This window comes from Pontibacter harenae (assembly GCF_020907245.1).
Classification (GTDB): domain Bacteria; phylum Bacteroidota; class Bacteroidia; order Cytophagales; family Hymenobacteraceae; genus Pontibacter; species Pontibacter harenae.
Genome location: NZ_JAJJWH010000033.1, coordinates 30,844 through 49,612, shown reverse-complemented (window position 1 = coordinate 49,612; position 18,769 = coordinate 30,844). Strand labels below are relative to the sequence as shown.

At 43.3% G+C, this 18,769-nt stretch carries 17 protein-coding genes; 6 read left to right on the top strand and 11 right to left on the bottom strand.

Annotation, left to right across the window (positions count from 1 at the left end):
* Positions 1-586: 586 nt before the first annotated feature.
* The 7 genes from LN893_RS15110 to LN893_RS15080 all read right to left on the bottom strand — a co-directional run bounded on the left by LN893_RS15110 (position 587) and on the right by LN893_RS15080 (position 6,968).
* A complete protein-coding gene (locus tag LN893_RS15110) occupies positions 587-988 on the bottom strand; it encodes a YkvA family protein (RefSeq protein WP_229971487.1) in 402 nt (133 codons plus the stop codon).
* 85 nt (positions 989-1,073) lie between these two features.
* On the bottom strand, positions 1,074-1,817 hold the full coding sequence (locus LN893_RS15105; protein ID WP_229971485.1) for a shikimate dehydrogenase family protein: 744 nt from the start codon (positions 1,815-1,817) through the stop codon (positions 1,074-1,076).
* Positions 1,818-1,893: 76 nt separating this feature from the next.
* Positions 1,894-2,865, bottom strand: a complete 972-nt coding sequence (locus tag LN893_RS15100) for a polyprenyl-phosphate transporter (protein WP_229971482.1) — start codon at positions 2,863-2,865, stop codon at positions 1,894-1,896.
* Positions 2,866-2,952: 87 nt separating this feature from the next.
* Positions 2,953-3,726, bottom strand: coding sequence for a phosphosulfolactate synthase (locus LN893_RS15095; protein WP_229971480.1), 774 nt, complete (start codon positions 3,724-3,726; stop codon positions 2,953-2,955).
* Positions 3,727-3,732: 6 nt separating this feature from the next.
* Entirely contained in the window at positions 3,733-5,130 is a 1,398-nt protein-coding gene (locus LN893_RS15090; RefSeq protein ID WP_229971478.1) for a tetratricopeptide repeat protein, read from the bottom strand.
* Positions 5,131-5,212: 82 nt separating this feature from the next.
* Positions 5,213-6,193 (bottom strand): NAD-dependent epimerase/dehydratase family protein, encoded by a 981-nt coding sequence (locus tag LN893_RS15085; protein ID WP_229971476.1) that lies wholly within the window; start codon positions 6,191-6,193, stop codon positions 5,213-5,215.
* 19 nt (positions 6,194-6,212) lie between these two features.
* Positions 6,213-6,968, bottom strand: coding sequence for a tyrosine-protein phosphatase (locus LN893_RS15080; RefSeq protein ID WP_229971474.1), 756 nt, complete (start codon positions 6,966-6,968; stop codon positions 6,213-6,215).
* Positions 6,969-7,244: 276 nt separating this feature from the next.
* Between LN893_RS15080 and LN893_RS15075 the strand changes: the two genes are divergently transcribed.
* From LN893_RS15075 to hpf, 4 genes are all read left to right on the top strand, one after another.
* Positions 7,245-8,384, top strand: coding sequence for an acyl-CoA dehydrogenase family protein (locus tag LN893_RS15075; protein WP_229971472.1), 1,140 nt, complete (start codon positions 7,245-7,247; stop codon positions 8,382-8,384).
* A 152-nt stretch (positions 8,385-8,536) separates the two neighbouring features.
* A complete protein-coding gene (gene rpsU / locus LN893_RS15070; protein WP_229971470.1) occupies positions 8,537-8,731 on the top strand; it encodes a 30S ribosomal protein S21 in 195 nt (64 codons plus the stop codon).
* 70 nt (positions 8,732-8,801) lie between these two features.
* Positions 8,802-9,680, top strand: a complete 879-nt coding sequence (locus LN893_RS15065; RefSeq protein WP_229971468.1) for a tyrosine-type recombinase/integrase — start codon at positions 8,802-8,804, stop codon at positions 9,678-9,680.
* Between the two features lie 26 nt (positions 9,681-9,706).
* The gene (gene hpf / locus LN893_RS15060; protein WP_229971466.1) at positions 9,707-10,006 is read left to right on the top strand and encodes a ribosome hibernation-promoting factor, HPF/YfiA family; all 300 of its coding nucleotides are present in this window, start codon (positions 9,707-9,709) and stop codon (positions 10,004-10,006) included.
* A 129-nt stretch (positions 10,007-10,135) separates the two neighbouring features.
* Here hpf and metK read toward each other — a convergent pair whose 3' ends face one another.
* Positions 10,136-11,440 (bottom strand): methionine adenosyltransferase, encoded by a 1,305-nt coding sequence (gene metK, locus LN893_RS15055; RefSeq protein WP_229971464.1) that lies wholly within the window; start codon positions 11,438-11,440, stop codon positions 10,136-10,138.
* A gap of 250 nt (positions 11,441-11,690) precedes the next feature.
* On the opposite strand from metK, the gene LN893_RS15050 reads away from it, so the two are divergent.
* Both LN893_RS15050 and LN893_RS15045 read left to right on the top strand, forming a co-directional pair.
* Positions 11,691-12,494 (top strand): phosphatase PAP2 family protein, encoded by an 804-nt coding sequence (locus LN893_RS15050; protein ID WP_229971462.1) that lies wholly within the window; start codon positions 11,691-11,693, stop codon positions 12,492-12,494.
* 4 nt (positions 12,495-12,498) lie between these two features.
* Positions 12,499-13,296 (top strand): phosphatase PAP2 family protein, encoded by a 798-nt coding sequence (locus tag LN893_RS15045; RefSeq protein ID WP_229971460.1) that lies wholly within the window; start codon positions 12,499-12,501, stop codon positions 13,294-13,296.
* Positions 13,297-13,405: 109 nt separating this feature from the next.
* On the opposite strand, the gene LN893_RS15040 is transcribed toward LN893_RS15045, so the two are convergent.
* The 3 genes from LN893_RS15040 to LN893_RS15030 all read right to left on the bottom strand — a co-directional run bounded on the left by LN893_RS15040 (position 13,406) and on the right by LN893_RS15030 (position 18,553).
* On the bottom strand, positions 13,406-13,633 hold the full coding sequence (locus tag LN893_RS15040) for a RagB/SusD family nutrient uptake outer membrane protein (protein ID WP_500797096.1): 228 nt from the start codon (positions 13,631-13,633) through the stop codon (positions 13,406-13,408).
* A gap of 276 nt (positions 13,634-13,909) precedes the next feature.
* Positions 13,910-15,385: a RagB/SusD family nutrient uptake outer membrane protein gene (locus LN893_RS15035; RefSeq protein WP_229971458.1), complete on the bottom strand. Its 1,476-nt coding sequence runs from the start codon at positions 15,383-15,385 to the stop codon at positions 13,910-13,912.
* Positions 15,386-15,403: 18 nt separating this feature from the next.
* Positions 15,404-18,553, bottom strand: coding sequence for a SusC/RagA family TonB-linked outer membrane protein (locus LN893_RS15030; protein ID WP_229971456.1), 3,150 nt, complete (start codon positions 18,551-18,553; stop codon positions 15,404-15,406).
* Between the last annotated feature and the right edge of the window lie 216 nt (positions 18,554-18,769).

Below are 18,769 nucleotides of genomic sequence, written 5' to 3'. Positions count from 1 at the left end.
TTATTCCTACATCATACATTCTAAACCACAACCAAATTTTTAGTCGATAAGGCACTTGGTAGGCAGTATAGCCGCAGCAGACTTATCGAGATGTAAATATATGATAATGTAGCACTTACTACATGTGTCATTGCCTTTAACGAAGAGATATTTATAATCATTTAATATAACTAACTATCCATCCCGCCAATTTACCACTTCACATTGTGTCAATTTAAGTACTGATGCAGGTTTAGCCGCAGTTTTTGATAGTTGCCTCCTGTAGCTGTACCTGTACAAAAACAAAGCCTCTAGAACTTTCGCTCTAGAGGCCATGAAAACAACTAATCTAACTTTACAACTTTAACATTTGAAGAAGAAAAAACATCTGATTGAGTGCAAATCTATAACACACACAAACGCACTACAATACCAAGTTATAGGTATTTTCACCTTCCCCATAAAGTTATTCTTACAGAAACCGATCCTATAAAAGAGTCTTAGGTGTGATAGCCGTCACTAAAAAAGCCTCCTTATTCAGGAGGCTTTTTGGGAATGTATGCTTGGGAGCAAAATTTATTCTAAAACTTACCTTTTAGAGATCTTCTTAAAAAGAATTTAAGTTCAGGAGCTTGTACACAATAATTGCTAGCAGGCAGAAGGCAAGCATCCAGGTATAACCAATAATGCGGTAGGCCGCCATCACACTTTCTTTATCGCCGTTTAGTGCCTCGTAAGCTTGTACACGAGCTTTGCCAAGTACGTCTTTAGAAAGAAGTTGATAAGAAAAGCTTAATCCAGCAGCAATAACCACTACATCATCCAAGAATCCAAAGACGGCCTGCAGATCAGGCACAAAATCGATTGGGCTAAGCGCATAGCCGATTACAAAAGCCAGCAGCACGCGAACGTACCACTTTACGCGGGTATCTAGGTAAGATAAATACAGAGCGTATACCTCTGCATTTAGATTGTGTGCTTTTAATTTTATAGTTTGTAGCTGAGCCATAAGATGTCATATTTTATAGCCCTTTACGCAGCTTTACACGCTACAAGTTACAGAATATCAATATTTTTAAAAATTTAGTTTTGTATTATCCCGCTGTGTTATTCCAGATTTCCCAAGCTGCCTCAGCTTGCCCGTGCAGCATAGCCAAGCCGCTACTCGTTTTAGCACCTGCCTTTTGCCCCTGCTGCAGAAAAGCAGTTTGCTCGGGGTTATAAACCAAATCATATAAATAATGTCCTGCACTTAAGCTTTCATAAGGCAGTGCTGGCAAGGTCTCCACCTCTGGGTACATGCCCAGGGGTGTTGTATTGATGATCAGGTTGTATTCTTTTAGAGTTGCTGGCGAAACGTCGGTATAAGCAATGGCCTCTGAGTTTGCCACACGTGAAACAGAAGTATAAGGCACGCCCAGGCTTTTTAGCACTGCTAACACAGCTTTTGCAGCACCGCCTGTACCTAGCACCAATGCCTTATTACGCTCCTGTTCAGGGTAAAAATCCTCTAGCGAATTTCTGAAACCAATGTAGTCGGTATTATAGCCAGTCGTGGTTCCGTTTTCTATTTTGATGGTGTTAACCGCTCCTATCTGTGCTGCCGCATCGCTTAGCTTGTCCAAAAAAGGGATAACCACCTCTTTGTAGGGAACCGTTACATTAAGTCCTACCAAAGTCGGTTCTTTGGCTAACAGTACTGGTAACTCATCTATGCCAGGCAGCTCATACAATTCATAATGGGCATCAGTTATTCCCTCTCGCTGAAATTTTTCAGAGAAGTAGCGCTTCGAAAAAGAGTGTCCAAGTTTTTTACCGATAAGACCAAACGTACGCATATACTAATGGAGTGTAGTTAATTGTTTCTCTGGCCCTGTGCTTACAGAACCTGTACTAGTAAGAAAGAAAATTATGCTAGGCTTCTGCTGTGTTATCGGCTGTAAAGCGATCTACCAGGTATACCAGCAGGAAGCCAAGAATGGCCAGCACAATGGCATACATCAGGTAAGGCTCCTTGCCTGTAATTTGCAGATACTCAGTTGGCAGCACGTTTTCCTGCACAAGGGGCTTTACCACTCCATGGCGGTCGGTATAGGTTTGTAGCGTATTCTTCCAGGGCCACACTTTGTTTAGAGAGCCTACCATAAAACCTGTCAGTAAGGCTACGGTTATGTTGTGGTAGTGCTTCAGCATCCAATTAAGCACATGCGAGAAAACCAATATACCCGTTACGCAGCCTACAGCAAACGTTCCAATTATATCTAGCCGAATCTCTTTTACCGCACCTAAGATAAACTCGTACTTGGCTAGCAGCACTAGAATAAAGCTACCTGATATACCTGGCAAAATCATGGCACAAATGGCTATGGAACCAGACAGAAATATAAACCAATAAGATTCGGGAGTTTGAGCTGGAGTTGCCACTGTTATATAATAAGCAATGGCCGCACCTGCCAGCGCCGCTATGACAACGGCAGGTGTCCAGCTGGTTATTTTTTTACCAACTACTATCGCCGACGCTACAATCAAACCAAAAAAGAATGACCACAGCAACTCTGGGTAGTTATCTAACAGAAAAAGAATCAGCCTTGAAAGCGAGGCAACAGAGAAGCCAATACCTGCCAGCAGCACCAGCAAGAAGCTTCCGTTTATGTGCTTCCACAAACCTTTCAGGTCGAAGCGTAACAGCAGTTTTACAGCCTCTCCGTTTACAGAGCGAATAGCGTTTAAAAGTTCTCCGTAAATACCTGTGATAAAGGCAATCGTACCGCCCGACACGCCAGGCACTACATCGGCTGCGCCCATACCTACGCCTTTCGAGAAAAGCAAAAAATACTCTTTAACCGTTCTTCTCTGTGTGTTGGTTTCTTCTTTTACTGATTCCATATAGTAAGCGTAGTGTCTTCTAATAAAAATTGCCCGTGCGGACAAACCGACGGGCAATTTAAATAATGTATCTTATACTTCAGCGTATTAACAAGGAGTTTTCAAATCCAGGAAGTGATCAAAGGTGTCGCCTCTCAAACCTAAACGGATTGTTTCAAGTGGCACCACCTCGCTAGGTGCTATGTTTCCTAAATTAACATTGGCGCCTAATAGTTTGATAAACCATACCTGCTGCGATTTCTGAGGAGCTTCCCAAAGAATCTTCTCAAACGGAATCTTCGTCAGGATTTCTTCTACCAAGCCGCTACGAACCTCGCCAGTAGAACGGAACAAACCTACGTTACCACCTTCACGAGCTTCACCTATTACTTTATAGGCACCTGCCTCCAGCTCGGCCTGCATCAGCCTAATCCACATGTAAGGCGGTATAATCTTCTGATCATCCTTTGAGCCAACCTCCGACAGAACCGTTACCTGCTCTGCCAGCGTTCTGATGTACCCACACTTTTCATCATGATCCATATCCAGCGATCCATCCGATACTTCTGCAAATTCCATTTGGTACCTGTCAAGTACGCGACGATAGTCTTCGAACTGGTTTCTGATGACAAAAGCCTCGAACAAAGTGCCTCCGAAGTATACAGGTATACCTGCGGCTTTGTAAACATCCAGCTTCTTTTGCAGGTTAGGAACTACATAAGAGGTAGCCCAGCCAAGTTTAACAATATCAACGTAGTCTCCTGCTACTTCTATAAAGTCTTCAACCTCCCTTATGCTAAGGCCTTTATCCATGGCCATGGTAAAACCTCTGTCTCTTGGTTTCTGTTCGCGTTCGGGCAGGTTATTCAGGGTGTAGTTCATCAAGTTTTATTTGCGGTACTGGTCAATTAATCGGGACAAGGCACGCTGCGACTCCAGTTCTGGAAAGAACTCAAACAGCAGTTTGTGCTTTTCGAAATCCAAAATTAACGCATTTTCTAAATAATTATATGCTTCTCGGTATTTTCCTGCCGAAAGCATATAAGCACAGGCCCTGTAATACAGTTCCGCCTCGTCTGGCTGAATCTCTATGGCATTGAGGATAATGTCTGTTGCCTCATCAAAATTGCCCTGCTCAAACAGTATAATAGACCAGTTCAGGTATATGTCTTTATCGCCAGGCTGTATCTCTGCGGCACGCTCGTAGCTCTCCAGCGCCGACACCACATGCCCTACATGATACTCGGCAGCGGCCAAAGCAATCCAATAATCAGCGCTATCGTTATAAAGCTCAGTTGCTTTCTTAAAAAAATGTACGGCTTCGTACCATTTTCCCTGCGCATCCAGTATCACACCAATGCCAAACCAGGCTTCATCCATCTCAGGGTCTAAGTCGGTAGACTTTTGGTAGTAGCGCCTGGAAAGATCCCACTGCTTTAGCTTCTCGTAGCATTCACCTATGTTGCAGTACACTTCTGCCGATGGATCGCCATGTTCCAGCATAGCGTTGAAGGCCTCTATCGCTTTTGTATATTCTCCCAAAAACACATAGGCATTTGCCATGTTATTATAAGCCGTAATAAAATCAGGCTTGATAATGGTCGCATAGTCGTAGGCAGCAATGGCTTTATCGTAAGCGCTTAGCTTATTATACACATTGCCCAGGTTAAACCATGCTACAGACGAGTAAGGGTCACTATCTACAAACTCCTCGAAGAAAGGCAGGTGCTCCCGTATAGAGTTTGTAAGCTCCATACAATACACCACTTCCTGCATAGCAGCTTCATTTTCTATGTTAAGCGCAACGCACTTTTTATAGTATTTGATAGCTGAGCTAAACTTACCCCAGGTTTGGTAGGCAAGTCCGATGTTAAAGTAAATATCGTCCCGATCGTCGGCGAAAGCCAAAGCCTTTTTAAAATGGTCGATGGCATCACGATAGTCACCGCGCTGGGTGAAAATGATACCGCGCGTCAGCAGCACATCAGGGTTGTCGGGCTCTACATCAGCCACTTCATTTATAAGTGTAAGCGCATCTTCGAAATTACCAGCCATAGCCAGCAACTGCGCCTTATCTATTTTAAGCTCAGAGGAAAACGGGTATTGGGCAATAGCAGAATCGCAGGCCAGAATTGCTTTCTTATAGTCGAAGTTAGCAGTGTAGTGGTCTATAATCAATTCGAAATCGCCAAGATCAAAAAAAGCAGACTCGTTTTTCCCAAGCATCTGCTCGAATCGCTGAACCAATTCCAGCTCTTCGCTATGTTCATCAAAGTTTTCTTTCATCTCCAAAATCCAACCAGCTGTTATGTAACAGCCTTTGTCATACTACATTTTAATACTGTAAATAGTTTAGTCAAAACAGGCTTCAGCGTACTGCCGCCAGCTCTTGTTTTTGTAGTTGTTCGCAGCTCCAGGCTATTGTTTCATCTAATGATCTGAACTTCAAACCTGTAGCCTTCACCACTTTTTCGTTACTAAACTTGTGTGTTTTTACAGATACACGGGCTGTATCTTTCGTTATTAAAGGTCTTTTGCCCGTGAGCAAAGAACGAACATACTCAAACCGCCAAACAACTTCTGCTACAGCAGCAGGCACTTTTATGCCAGGGGCCTTTTTACCGAAGTACAGCCCAACTTTATCAAAGAATGCTTTATAGCTCAGCTGCCCTCCGCTTAATATATACCTTTCTCCTGATATATCCGAGAAAGTAAGCTGCATTATTGCCTCCACCACATCACGCAGATCTACAAAGTTAGCTGTGCCATCAGTATAGAAAGCCCGCTCCTGAAACACGTACTTGAACAGCTGCGTGCTACTACGGTTCCAATCGGCAGGACCAAGTATGATGGATGGGTTCACAACAACAGCTTTCAGCCCCTCGGCCACACCACGCCATACTTCTAGTTCGCCTAAATACTTCGAACTGGCATAGGCCGAATGCTCTTCGGCAGCGTCCCATTTATTTTCTTCTGTCAGTATTTTCGCGCCTTTAGGCCTCCCGACAGCGCCAATAGAACTAACGTGGCAGAGTTTTGTAATGCCAGTTTCCAAACAAGCATCTACAATATTGGCTGTGCCTTCTATATTTACTTGTTTTAGAAGCTCACTATCCTGCGGCGCATACGACACCAGTCCAGCGCTGTGCACGACATATTCCACACCAGCCAACTCTTTTCTGAGCAGCACAGGATCCAGAATGTCGCCTTCTATCCAGTTTACATTTTCGCCTCCTTTTATAGCTGGAATTTGCTTTCGGTACAGAGCCTTTACCTCATACCCCTGCTGCAAGAGTTCAGCAATAAGAAAGCTACCGATAAGGCCGCTGCCGCCAGTTACAAAAACCATACGAGGAGAAGATAAGCAATTAAAGTTGCGAGTTGCGTAAAGGAAGTGCCAGTGCTTTTTGCAGATACTTGCAGCCAGTCACTTTGTGTAGCGAGTTCAGGTGTTTCATACCATGGGCATCAGAACCAAGAAAGTCTACCATCTTGGCATCCACCAACTCTTCTGCCACCTGCTTTGCCCCAGAGGAGTAATAGCCAACAAGGGAGTTCAGGTTTACCTGAAACAACACTCCCAGCTCTTCTCTATAAGCTGCCAGTTCATCAAATTTCCTGTAAAAATAAGTATATCGCTCTGGGTGCGCCAAAACAGGCTGATAGCCATTAGAACGCATTTTGAACACAGCGTCCTTCAGGTGCAGCGGCTCATTTAAAAAAGATGTTTCGAAAAGCAGGTAATTCTTTCCAAAAGTTAGGATTTCCTCCTTTTCGTTCAGCTTTCTCATCAGGCCTTCATCGAGGTAGTGCTCTGCTGCACAGTCCAGCTCCATAGCAATACCAGCATCTTTTACGGCTTGCCTGAGTTGTTCCAGCCGTTCCCGTATACCTTCTGGCGTATTTTTGTAAAAATCGCTCATGATGTGTGGGGTCATAATTAGCTTTCGGTACCCTAGTTCCTGCATAGCACGCACCAGTTCCAGCGACTGCTCCATAGACTCTGAGCCATCATCCAGCCCTGGCAGAATGTGCGAGTGCATATCCACGCTAAGCTGCCCAAAGTTAGCTCCTTCTATGGCAGCTGCCTCACCACCAAATAAGTTTTTTAAAAAATTTATCATTTACAACAAAAAACGCTGATAAGCACTTGCTAAACACCCTCTATGGGCAGGTACTGCCGTATATACTTATTCAAAATAACACAATTTAAAAAATGCATCAAAATAGCTGCTTCATCTATAAACAGCTACCGATAAAGATAGACCGACAACTGAAAAACCACTACAACAATTGGGCCGCCTATGCAAACATGACAGCTTTATTACAACGATTACATTTCATATTCGTTATATAGTCGACCCATAATAATCCGCTACAACATAACTATTAATCTATCAATGGACTTCAATCTAACAGAAAACCAGCGCATGATTGCGGACATGGTCCGTGATTTCGGGAAGAAAAACATAAAACCCAAGATGCGCGAATGGGATGAAACGCAGGAGTTTCCTATCGAAGTTTTTAAACAGCTCGGGGAGTTAGGCCTGATGGGCGTACTCGTGCCTACAGAATACGGTGGCTCTGGCTTCGGTTATTTAGAGTATGTAACCGCAATTGCCGAGCTTGCTAAAATCGATGGCTCTATCGGATTGTCTATGGCTGCCCACAACTCCTTATGCACGGGCCACATTCTACAGTTTGCCAACGAAGAGCAGAAGAAAAGCTACCTGCCAAAGTTAGCTACCGCCGAATGGATCGGTGCCTGGGGGCTAACCGAACCTAACACAGGCTCTGACGCGGGCAATATGCGTACCGTTGCAGTGCAGGACAGTGACCACTGGGTAATAAACGGCGCTAAGAACTTTATTACGCACGGCAAGTCTGGCAATGTGGCAGTAGTAATAGTGCGCACAGGCGATGTAGGCGACTCGCATGGCATGACTGCCTTCATTATTGAGAAGGGCACCGAAGGCTTTAGCGCTGGTCGCAAAGAAGACAAACTAGGTATGCGTGCCTCCGAAACCACTGAACTTATTTTCCAGGATTGCCGCGTGCACAAAGATCAGGTTATTGGCAATGTAGGCGAAGGGTTTATTCAGGCGATGAAGGTACTGGATGGCGGACGCATTTCAATTGCAGCGCTTTCGCTGGGCATAGCTCAAGGTGCATTTGAGGTGGCACTGGCCTACTCGCAGGAGCGCCATCAGTTCAACAAGCCTATTTCAAGCTTGCAAGGTATTTCTTTCAAGCTTGCAGATATGGCCACTGAGATAGAAGCTGCCTCGTTGCTTACATACCAGGCGGCAGACATGAAGAACCGTGGCTTGGATGTGAACAGAGAATCTGCCATGGCCAAATTATATGCCTCAGAGGTTTCTGTTAGGGCGGCAAACGAAGCGGTGCAGATCTTTGGAGGCTATGGCTTCACGAAAGACTATCCTGCCGAGAAATACTACCGCGATGCCAAACTATGCACTATAGGCGAGGGAACCAGCGAGATACAAAAGCTTGTTATAGCAAGAGCTATACTTAAATAAAAAGTAGTTTAGCAGCTTCCATAAAGCCTTTCAGCGCTTTATGCGTAGAAATTTATTGTTTATAGAGATAATTTTTACCCAAACTATTGATTTTTAAGTAAAAGCTTGTGTAAATTTGCATCCCTTAATCTAAGAGAAGAAAGAAAAAAGATATGATAATTGTAAACGTAAAGGACAACGAGTCAGTAGACCGTGCATTGAAAAGATTTAAGAAGAAATTCGAAAGAACTGGTGTTCTTAAAGAACTGAGATCCAGAACTTTCTTTGAAAAACCATCTGTATCTAAAAGAAAACAGAAGGAAAGAGCTAAGTACAAGCAGCAACTTTTTGCACAGCAAAACTACTAGTCCTTTTACCTTTATATCTTATTTTTCCATAAATTCGAGTATCTGAAATGTATATCAGATACTCGAATTTATGGATTTATTTTTTAAGTACCTTCAGTACGAGAAGCGCTATAGCCCTCATACCCTTACCTCCTACCACACAGATTTAGGTCAGTTTGCTACCTACCTGCAGCAGGTATATGAAATAACTGACCCCGCAGAGGCAGACCACACCATTATCCGTTCCTGGATTCTGACTCTTGTACACAATAACATACAGCCGCGGTCCATTAACAGGAAAATTGCCTGCCTTCGGTCTTATTACAAATTTTTGCTGGCACAGCAACGTGTGCAGGTAAATCCTATGCTGCGCATTAAAGCTCCTAAAGTATCTAAAAAATTACCTGGCTTTGTAGCGGAGCAGCCTTTCAACAACCTACTCGATAACTTTGAATTTGAAGACAACTTTGAAGGGCAGCGAGACAGGCTGGTTCTGGAATTTCTGTATGGCACAGGTATTCGACTGGCTGAACTTATTGGCATAGCCGAAACAGATCTTGACTTGAGGTCGAAAACAGTGAAGGTACTCGGCAAAGGAAACAAGGAAAGAATCATACCCATCAACGAGTCTCTTGTCGAGAGTATAGCCACTTATCTGGAGCACAAGAAAAGTGAATTTGGCGATAACTATTCCGAGAAACTGCTCGTTACTACTAAGGCTCGTCCACTCTATCCAAAATTTGTTTACCGTGTCGTAAAAAAGTATATCAGCTTGATAACCACCTCAGAACATAACAGCCCACATGTACTTAGGCACTCTTTTGCGACACACTTGCTAAACAAAGGAGCAGATTTAAACGCTATAAAGGACTTGCTGGGACATTCAAGCTTGGCGGCAACGCAAGTTTATACCCACAATTCAATAGATAAGCTTAAGTCAATTTTCGAAAAAGCTCATCCTAAGGCCTAAATTTTAAACTTTAAATTATTACAACTATGAAGCTACAAATGTATTCCGTTAATTTCGATGCTGACGAACAGCTGAATGAGTTTATTCAGCAGAGGGTGAATAAATTGGAAACGTTCTACGATAAGATAATAGATGGGGAAGTATTCCTTAAAAACAATAACCAGGGAGGCATAGACAACAAAACTGTGGAGGTGAGACTATTTGTGCCTGGCACAACACTTTTCTCGCAAGAGGATGCTCCTTCTTTTGAAGCTGCTGCAGACGCGGCCGTTGACGCCATGCGCAGACAGCTTAAAAGACACAAAGAGAAACAAGCAGCACACTAGCGGAAGCAGAGCTTCCGCAATTACGAATTCAGAATTACGAATTCCTAGTTGCTTAGTCTATAAAACAGAAGGGCCAGCTACATGTAGCTGGCCCTTCTGTTTTATAGACTAATGTCCTGTATCTGTTTTTTACAGGCCAAACTCTGCCTTAATCTTGTCTACGTAATCCAGCTTCTCCCAGGTAAAGGTTTCGAATTCCTTTTCTTCTGTCTGGCCATTTTTACCTACTGCTACTGTCTTTACTCCTGGTGTTCTGCCCATGTGCCCGTAAGCAGCAGTTTCGGAGAAGATAGGGTTTTGTAAGCCAAAGCGCTGCACGATAGCGTATGGGCGCAGGTCGAACAGTTTGTTTACTTTTTCAGCAATCTCACCGTCGCTTAGGGCATTGCCATTGGCATCTTGCACCTTTGTAGAGCCATAGGTGGTTACGTACAAGCCTACAGGCTTTGCCACACCAATAGCATAAGCTACCTGCACCAGCGCCTGATCTGCTACACCAGCTGCAACAAGGTTTTTGGCAATATGGCGTGCGGCATAAGCAGCCGAACGGTCTACCTTAGAAGAGTCTTTTCCTGAGAAAGCACCGCCACCGTGTGCACCCTTACCACCATACGTATCTACAATAATCTTACGTCCTGTTAATCCAGTATCGCCATGAGGTCCACCGATAACAAATTTGCCAGTAGGATTAATGTGGTAAACAATATCGTCGTTGAAAAGCTTTTGGATTCGCTCTGGCAGTAGGTTTAGCACACGCGGCATCAGCACCTTGGCAACATCTTCCGATATTTTCTGCACCATTTTGTCCTCCGCCTGCTGTCTTGCCTCTGCACTGTCTTCTGTCGCCATTTCAAACTCATCGTGTTGCGTAGAAATAACGATGGTATCAATTTTCTCAGGCACATGATTATCGCTGTAGCGGATAGTAACCTGCGACTTAGCATCAGGGCGAAGATAAGTCATTTCTTTACCTTCTTTACGTATGGCAGAAAGCTCCTGCAGCAGCAGGTGTGATATGCTCAAAGCCAAGGGCATGTAGTTGTCAGTCTCGTTTGTTGCGTAACCAAACATCATGCCCTGGTCGCCTGCACCCTGGTCTTCTGGGTTAGCACGCTCCACTCCTTGGTTTATGTCACTCGATTGCTCATGTATAGCCGAAATAACACCGCAAGCATCTGCGTCGAATTTATATTCTGACTTAGTATAGCCAATACGCTTGATAACATCACGGGCCACTTTCTGCACATCTACGTAAGCCTCTGTTTTCACTTCGCCGCTTAGCACCACCAAACCAGTGGTTACCAATGTTTCGCAGGCTACTTTAGATTGAGGGTCCTGCTTTAAGAATTCGTCTAGAAGTGCATCTGAGATCTGATCCGCAACTTTATCTGGGTGTCCTTCTGATACAGACTCAGAAGTAAATAAGTATGGCATACTGTTCCGTATTTAATATTTAAAGATCGGCTAATCGCTCTGTTTTCAGGTTGCAAAACTAGCTTAATTATTCCACAGATAAAACATCAGCAGGCCTTATACATTTCAAAAGGCCTTGCATCTTGTTCATTCTCTGAAGAGATAACGCAGTACCCACACTATAGTTCTATTGCTATTCTGAGAAAGCTGATTTAACCTTTTCTAAGCTTCAAGCGTTTTTAGACTACACAATGTTCTATTAAGCAATTTTATGAAACGAATATATTCACTACTATTTTTAATCACCTTTAGCTTTAACGCCGCCTTAGCACAGCAGGACTCCCCCTATAAAACCAGTTTTAAAGTAGATGCACCCATCATTGGTGCAACCATGGGCTTAAGCTATTATGGCCTAACGTTAATGCAGGACAAGCCTGGCCTAACTGAGTACCAGGCCACCCACATGGACAAAAACGACGTGCCTAAGTTCGACAGGTTTTCAGCTGGCTACAGTTCAGAAAGCGCTAAGAAAGCAAGTGACATTCCATTTTATGGGTCGTTCGCAGCGCCATTTTTACTTCTCCTAAACGATGGAGTAAGAAGCAATGCAGGGCAAGTATTTGTACTTTATGTGGAGACAATGGCTGTTACAGCCGCTCTTTTCACCATGACAAACGGCAACGTACCGCGAAACAGGCCATTAACTTACGACCCGAATGTAGACATCTCAGAGAAAACACGTGCAAACGCACAAAACTCTTTTTATGCAGGCCATACCGCAGCAGCAGCAAGTGCTGCTTTTTTCGGGGCTAAAATATTTCACGATTTCAATCCTGATTCTCCTGCAAGGCACTATGTATGGGCTGCAGCCGCAGCTGTGCCCGCCACTGTTGGTTACTTAAGGTTGAAGGCTGGTAAGCACTTTTTAAGTGATAATATATTAGGCTATGTAATTGGAGCCAGCGCAGGTATATTGGTTCCTCAACTACACAAGAAGAGTAATAAAACTAACCTTAGCCTTTTCCCAGTTTCCGCACCGAATTTCAATGGAGCCGTCATGACTTATAGCTTCTGATCTTATGCACAGGATTTTAGCTTTCCTTCTTGCATTTATATTGGCCACGCAGGTTGCAGAGGCACAACCTCCGTACAAAATAAACTGGCTTGAAGATGGCGCTATAACGGCAGGAGGTATTGGCGGTGCTGTATTGGGCAGTAGCTTGCTTACAAATAAGGAAAGACTAACAGAAACCGACTTACAAAATCTGAACAGCAAAGATGTAAACAGGTTTGATCGTTTTGCAGCAGGAAACTATAGTGCAGCGGCAGAAAGAGCAAGCGACATCCCATTTTACGGTTCTTTTGCTGTGCCTTTGTTCTTGTTGCTGGATAAAAAAGTGGTTGGCAATGCCCCAGAAGTGTACCTGTTATTTGCTCAAACCATGTCTATAACGGGAGCCATGTACAGCCTTACAGCTGGCCTTACAGAACGTAAGCGCCCCAATGTATATGCTGTTGACGCTCCTTTAGAAGCTCGCTTACATAAATATGCCACCAACTCCTTTTACGGCGGCCATACAGCGGCCACAGCCAGCGCTACCTTTTTTGCGGCCAAAGTCTTTCATGATTTTAACCCCGACTCCCCAGCCAGGTATTACGTTTGGGCCGCCGCAGCCGCCGTGCCAGCCACTGTGGGCTACCTTAGGCTAAGAGCTGGTAAACACTTTTTAAGTGATAATATTATAGGCTACACCATAGGCGCGGCTACAGGCATCTTGGTGCCGCAGCTGCATAAAAAGAAAGAGGGTTCCTCTGTCAATATTATGCCTTTCGCAACACCTACGTATCATGGGGCGGTTTTAAGTTTATCTTTTTGAAAACTTTCACTAAGAAGCCTATAGTTTCTATGCCAGCCTATACGGCCCTGTAAAACAAAACAGCCACCCAAGTTTGGTTGGCTGTTTTGTTTTATTTATTCCTTAAAAACTAAAAGACAATCTCCATGGCTGGGTTTGGATCCAGTTCTCTTCTTGGGAACTGCCACTGCCAACATGGATCTCCAGCAGGTACATTAAGCAGGTTAGAAGCAACAGTTGCAGAGTGGTTGGCTCCTGTTCTATCTAAGGCGCTATCTGTTCTCTTTAAGTCAAAGAAGCGGAATCCTTCTCCCCAAAGTTCAATACTTCTACTATTGTCTACACTAAACTTATAGATATTTTCTGCCTTAATTCTGCCTTAATAATGAGTTCTGGCAGGAGCTTAATGACACTACCCGAACTTTTCTTTTAGGTAAGCCTTCATGGTGCTTGGCAATCATGAGCAAAAGCGAGGTCATTACCAACTACCTGCTCTTTCACCTGAGCACATTAAGCGATCCAAGCACTTTTACCATTACGAAATACGCACTCCTGTACCTTCAACGCATAATGACCCTGGAAACAAAAAGGCCACCAAATTGGTGGCCTTTTTGTTTCCAGGGTCATTATGCAATTATGGATTTTGATCCGCAGCAGTTAATGCCTCATTCGAGTCGATTTCGGTTTGTGGTATTCTCCACAAATATGCATTATCAGTAATAGATCGCTGAGTAACAACTGCTAAGCCAGCCTCATGCTCTCCATTTTCTGCAGAACCAACTGTTCTGTTAAGATCCCTATTAAGACGCTTCATATCCAGTAGTGAGAAGCCTTCGCCCCACAACTCAATTCTTCTCTGAAGAAGGATTTCCTCTATAAGCTCTTGCCCAGAAGTAGCTGGGGCAGTGTACTCAGGATACCTTGCTTGAACAAGTTCCTCTAATACTTCTACAGCTTCAGCCTCTCTATTTGTTTTTGCAAGAGCTTCTGCTTCGATTAAATACATCTCCGAAGCCCTCATCATCACATAATCGCCTGCCCAATTGCTAGGGTTGGGCTTACGGAACTTAAAGGAAGTATAGTTCATCCAATCATCGTCTGTTGGCTCTGCAACTGGAGCTTGAAATAGCTCTTTACGAACATCTCCTTCAGGAATTGCTTCATACAGTTCTCTCGCTATTAATTTGGTGCTCCCTAATCCAGCATAACCAAAAGCGGTATTATCCATGTGTGAATAGAATGATGCATAAATTGTAGCCTGATCGTTAGGAATCTGCAAGCCCCAGATCCATTCAGCATTATGCATGCTAAATCCATTCTGATAGGCTGCTGCATTCATAAGGGTACGGCCTTGACGAGCTTCATTTGCCATAGTGGCAGCAGTAGCATAGTCTTCCATCTGAAGAGCAACACGCGCATGTAAGCCCTGTGCCACGTTAACATTAATATGAGAAGGGGTTACCATTCTGGTTTTACCTTCTAATAATCTTTCAGCCTCTGTTAAGTCAGCAATAATTTGGGTATATACTTCCTGTACAGTACCTCTTCCTTTGCCTTCAACGTTTGGCTCTGTGTATAAAGGTACACCAGGTGCGTTTTCATTCCCCACATACGTGTGCTGGAATAAATTTATCAAATAAAAGTATGCGTAAGCTCTAAGCGCCAGCGCATTGCCTTTAATGTACTCCCTATCTTCTTCAGTACCAGTTGCCCCATCGATATTTGCGATGAGGTTATTAGCATTGAAGATAACTCTGTAATAATGCCTCCAGGCATAACCTGATCTTGAGGCATTAGTTGTTGCTGCTAATGATGATAGATTATAATCATTAACAAACCAACCATAGCCCCTTACAGGAGTAAACATATCGCTACCCATGTAGTCCATGGCTATATCAAGAGCTTTTTGTCCAAAGGCATCGTGGTTCTCACTTGACCACATAAATCTATAGATACCATTCAGGCCTACCAATGCACCATCTGTGGTAGAAAAAACTAACTCATTAGGTACATCCGAATTAGGGCTTGTCTCAAGGTATTCCTTTTCGCAGCCCACTAACATTAATGCTGCAAGCGCTAATGGAACTGCTTTCTTAAATATATTTTTCATGAAAATTTGATCTTTTTATTAAAAGTTTGCATTAAGACCTAGCGTGAAAGTACGCATCAGCGGATAACTGTAATCAGCAGTACCGTTGAAGCTACGCTGCGGGTCCATTCCTTCTCTCTCTGTAATTACTAATGCATTATCAACAGAAGCAAAAGCTCTTAAATTGCTTAAACCAATTTTGCCTGATACAGATTTAGGCAGTACATAACCAAAGTTAATGTTCTTAATGGTTACATATGAAGCATCAAATAACCATCTGGTTGAGTAGCCATCCTGCAGTGTTATCGCATTTTGTAATCGAGGTACATCAGTAATCCTGTTTTCTGGTGTCCATCTGTTCAACAAGTCCTCATGCATGTGAGTTCCATAAGCGCCTCTGTGCATTAAACCTTGATAGTTAGAGTCATAGAACTCGCCCCCAAGCTGGAATGTAGCCAGTATTGAAAGATCAAATCCTTTGAACCTAAAGGAGTTTGAAAGACCACCTGTCATATCAGGTATTGCTGAACCATGGTATCCATAAACACCCCTGTCGATACGGTTTGTAAGGGTATCATTTCCAACAATCTGAAAAGCAGCACTTGTTGGGTCGTATAAATCAGGATCAGCGCGATACAGCGCATCGCCATTATCAGGATCTACACCCATATACTCACGCGCCCAGAATGCATATACATCATGGCCTTCTGCCAATCTCTTAGTACCATTTATAATTGGATCTCCATTGGGCATTTTGGTAATCTCATTGTTAAAGCTTGTTAAGTTAAGATCAATTCTCCAATCGAAATCGGCGGTAGTAATAGCATTATAACCTAACTGTAGTTCCCATCCTCTATTTTCCATGGTACCTACGTTAGCCCATTGCCTTAAATCACCAGCTGATGAAAAAGGAAGTTGAACCTCAAACAACAGGTTATCAGAAATTCTTTGGAAGTATTCGACGGAACCATCAACTTTATTAAAGAGTCTAAAGTCAGCTCCAATGTTAAAGTTTGCATTGGTTTCCCACTGTAGCTCTCTGGCTTCAAGGTTTTCTACTAAAGCACCTGGATTAGAAGCGTTATTCCAGCCTAGGCCGTAAAGCCCTTGCCACTGGTATACACTTGATGTATTCTCATTTCCTTGCTCACCGTAGCTACCTCTAATTTTTAACTCATCAAGCCAATCAGCTGAGCTTAAGAAACTTTCTTCAGAGATTCTCCAGCCAGCACCTACTGAGAAGAAGTTACCCCAACGTGCATCCTCATAAAATCTTGATGTTCCATCTCTTCTGAAGCTGGCAGATGCTAAATACTTATCAGATAAACTATAGCTTATCTGAGAGAAGAAGCCTTCTATCTTATGCTCACTAAAGTTAGAAGTACCGCCTGTAATTATAGCGGCAGAAGCTAGCTCAGTTGTTCCAGGAAAAGGGAAACCAGTTTTAGTAGAAGAAACGTTTCTAGACTCCCAGTTGTAATTTTCATGGCCAGCTAAAACATTAAAGCTATGAGCCCCAAACTTCTTGTCCCATGTTAACACTTGGTTAAAAGTAAAGGAAGTTGTTCTTGTGTCTGCTTTAGTAGACCTACCTTGATCTGACGCGGCATCACCGTATAATGAGTTTTGAAAAGTAGTGCTGAAACCATTATAGTAGTTACCTCCAAAAGTAGTTCTAAAGGTAAAATCGTTCAGGAACTTAATTTCTGCATACGTATTTGCAGTTGCCTCACTTCTTCTGATTGATCTTTCATCAAGCGCTAATGTACCTAACAGGTTGGAGTTAGGGGCATATGGTCTGATACCCATAGTAGCATTAGTACCACCACCCCAATCTAAAGCATTACCTCCTTGAACTGGATCAGGCACGAAGTTACCTTCGCCATCTCTCTGCCAAACCGGATAAATAGGGCCCATGTAGCGTGAGTAGTAGAACGGATTAGATGTAGCAGTACCCGTTGCATAATTACCTTGGTTCTCAGATAAGTTTCCTGTTAAGTTAACACCAGCTTTCAACCAACTTGTTGCCTGCGTGTTTATACTTGCACGTGCGTTAATACGATCATAACCAGAGAACTTAGCAATACCCTGCTCATCGATGTAACCAACCGACAAATAATAATCGCTATTATCTGCACCACCGGATACATTTACATTCAAGTCTGTTCTATCAGCTTGCTGGAATAACACATCCGCCCAGTTGTCTTGGTAAAGTAACCGAGCATTAGGATTCAATTGTCCTGTAGCCGGATCAATAATATCTGTATTGGCAACATTAAAAGGGTTATATACAAGTCCATTTGCTCCTCCAATTCTATCAGATGCATACTGATTTGCATCCGCTTCTGATAAACCTGCAGCAAGACGGTTATTTCTCATGGCTTCCCAGCTCAACTCATAATACTGCTGTGAGTTTACACGATCGTATTCTGGTATAGCACGCTCAGAAATACCTCTTCTAAGGTTTACAGCAACTGTTGGCTTACCTTTCGTGCCTCTCTTGGTTGTGATCATAATTACACCGTTTGCAGCCCGAGAGCCATAAAGTGCAGCTGCAGCAGCATCTTTCAATACCGTTACTGAGGCGATATCGTCTGTAGAAATCGACTGAAGGTTTCCATCGTAAGGAATGCCGTCTACTACATATAACGGAGAGCTACTCGCATTGATCGAACCAATACCACGCACACGGATATCCGCATTTGAACCTGGACCACCGCCACCATTTGTAGTCTGCACACCTGCAACAAGACCATCCAGAACACGGGTAACTGAAGTTACTTGCTGTCTTTCAATAGATCTAGATGTAATTGTAGACTCAGCACCAGTAAAAGCTGTTTTAGCAACTGAACCATAAGGTACCTGAATTACAACCTCAGATAATTGCTTTGCATCTCCAGCTAATTGTACATCCACAGTACTTCTACCATCCACAGACACCTCTTGAGTAACATAACCCAAGAACCTAAATACTAAAGTTGCGTCCTCAGAGGGCAACGTAATAGTATACCTACCGTCTGGCCCAGTAATAGCACCTGATGTGGTACCCTTCACCCCGACTCCCACTCCAGGAAGAGCAATCCCAGCCTCTGCGTCTGTAACTCTACCTGAGACAGTACGGCCCTGCGCCCATGCCTGATTGATCAGCACAAAGAGCAGAGCCAAATTCATCAATAGAACTTTTCTCATAAAATTAGATTAGTAATTGGTTAGTTTGTTGAATATGATTTCCAAATTAGCACTAAAATCCGACTTCCAAAACTTTTTTTACAAAAAACACGTATACGCCTTGCTTTTAATAGGGTCTTTTTATCTATTAACCCCCTATTTCCTTCTATTAACCCATTTTCAAGCACCTTATCATGTGGTAACATCGTACAGATGTAGCGAAAAAGGTTGTTTTCT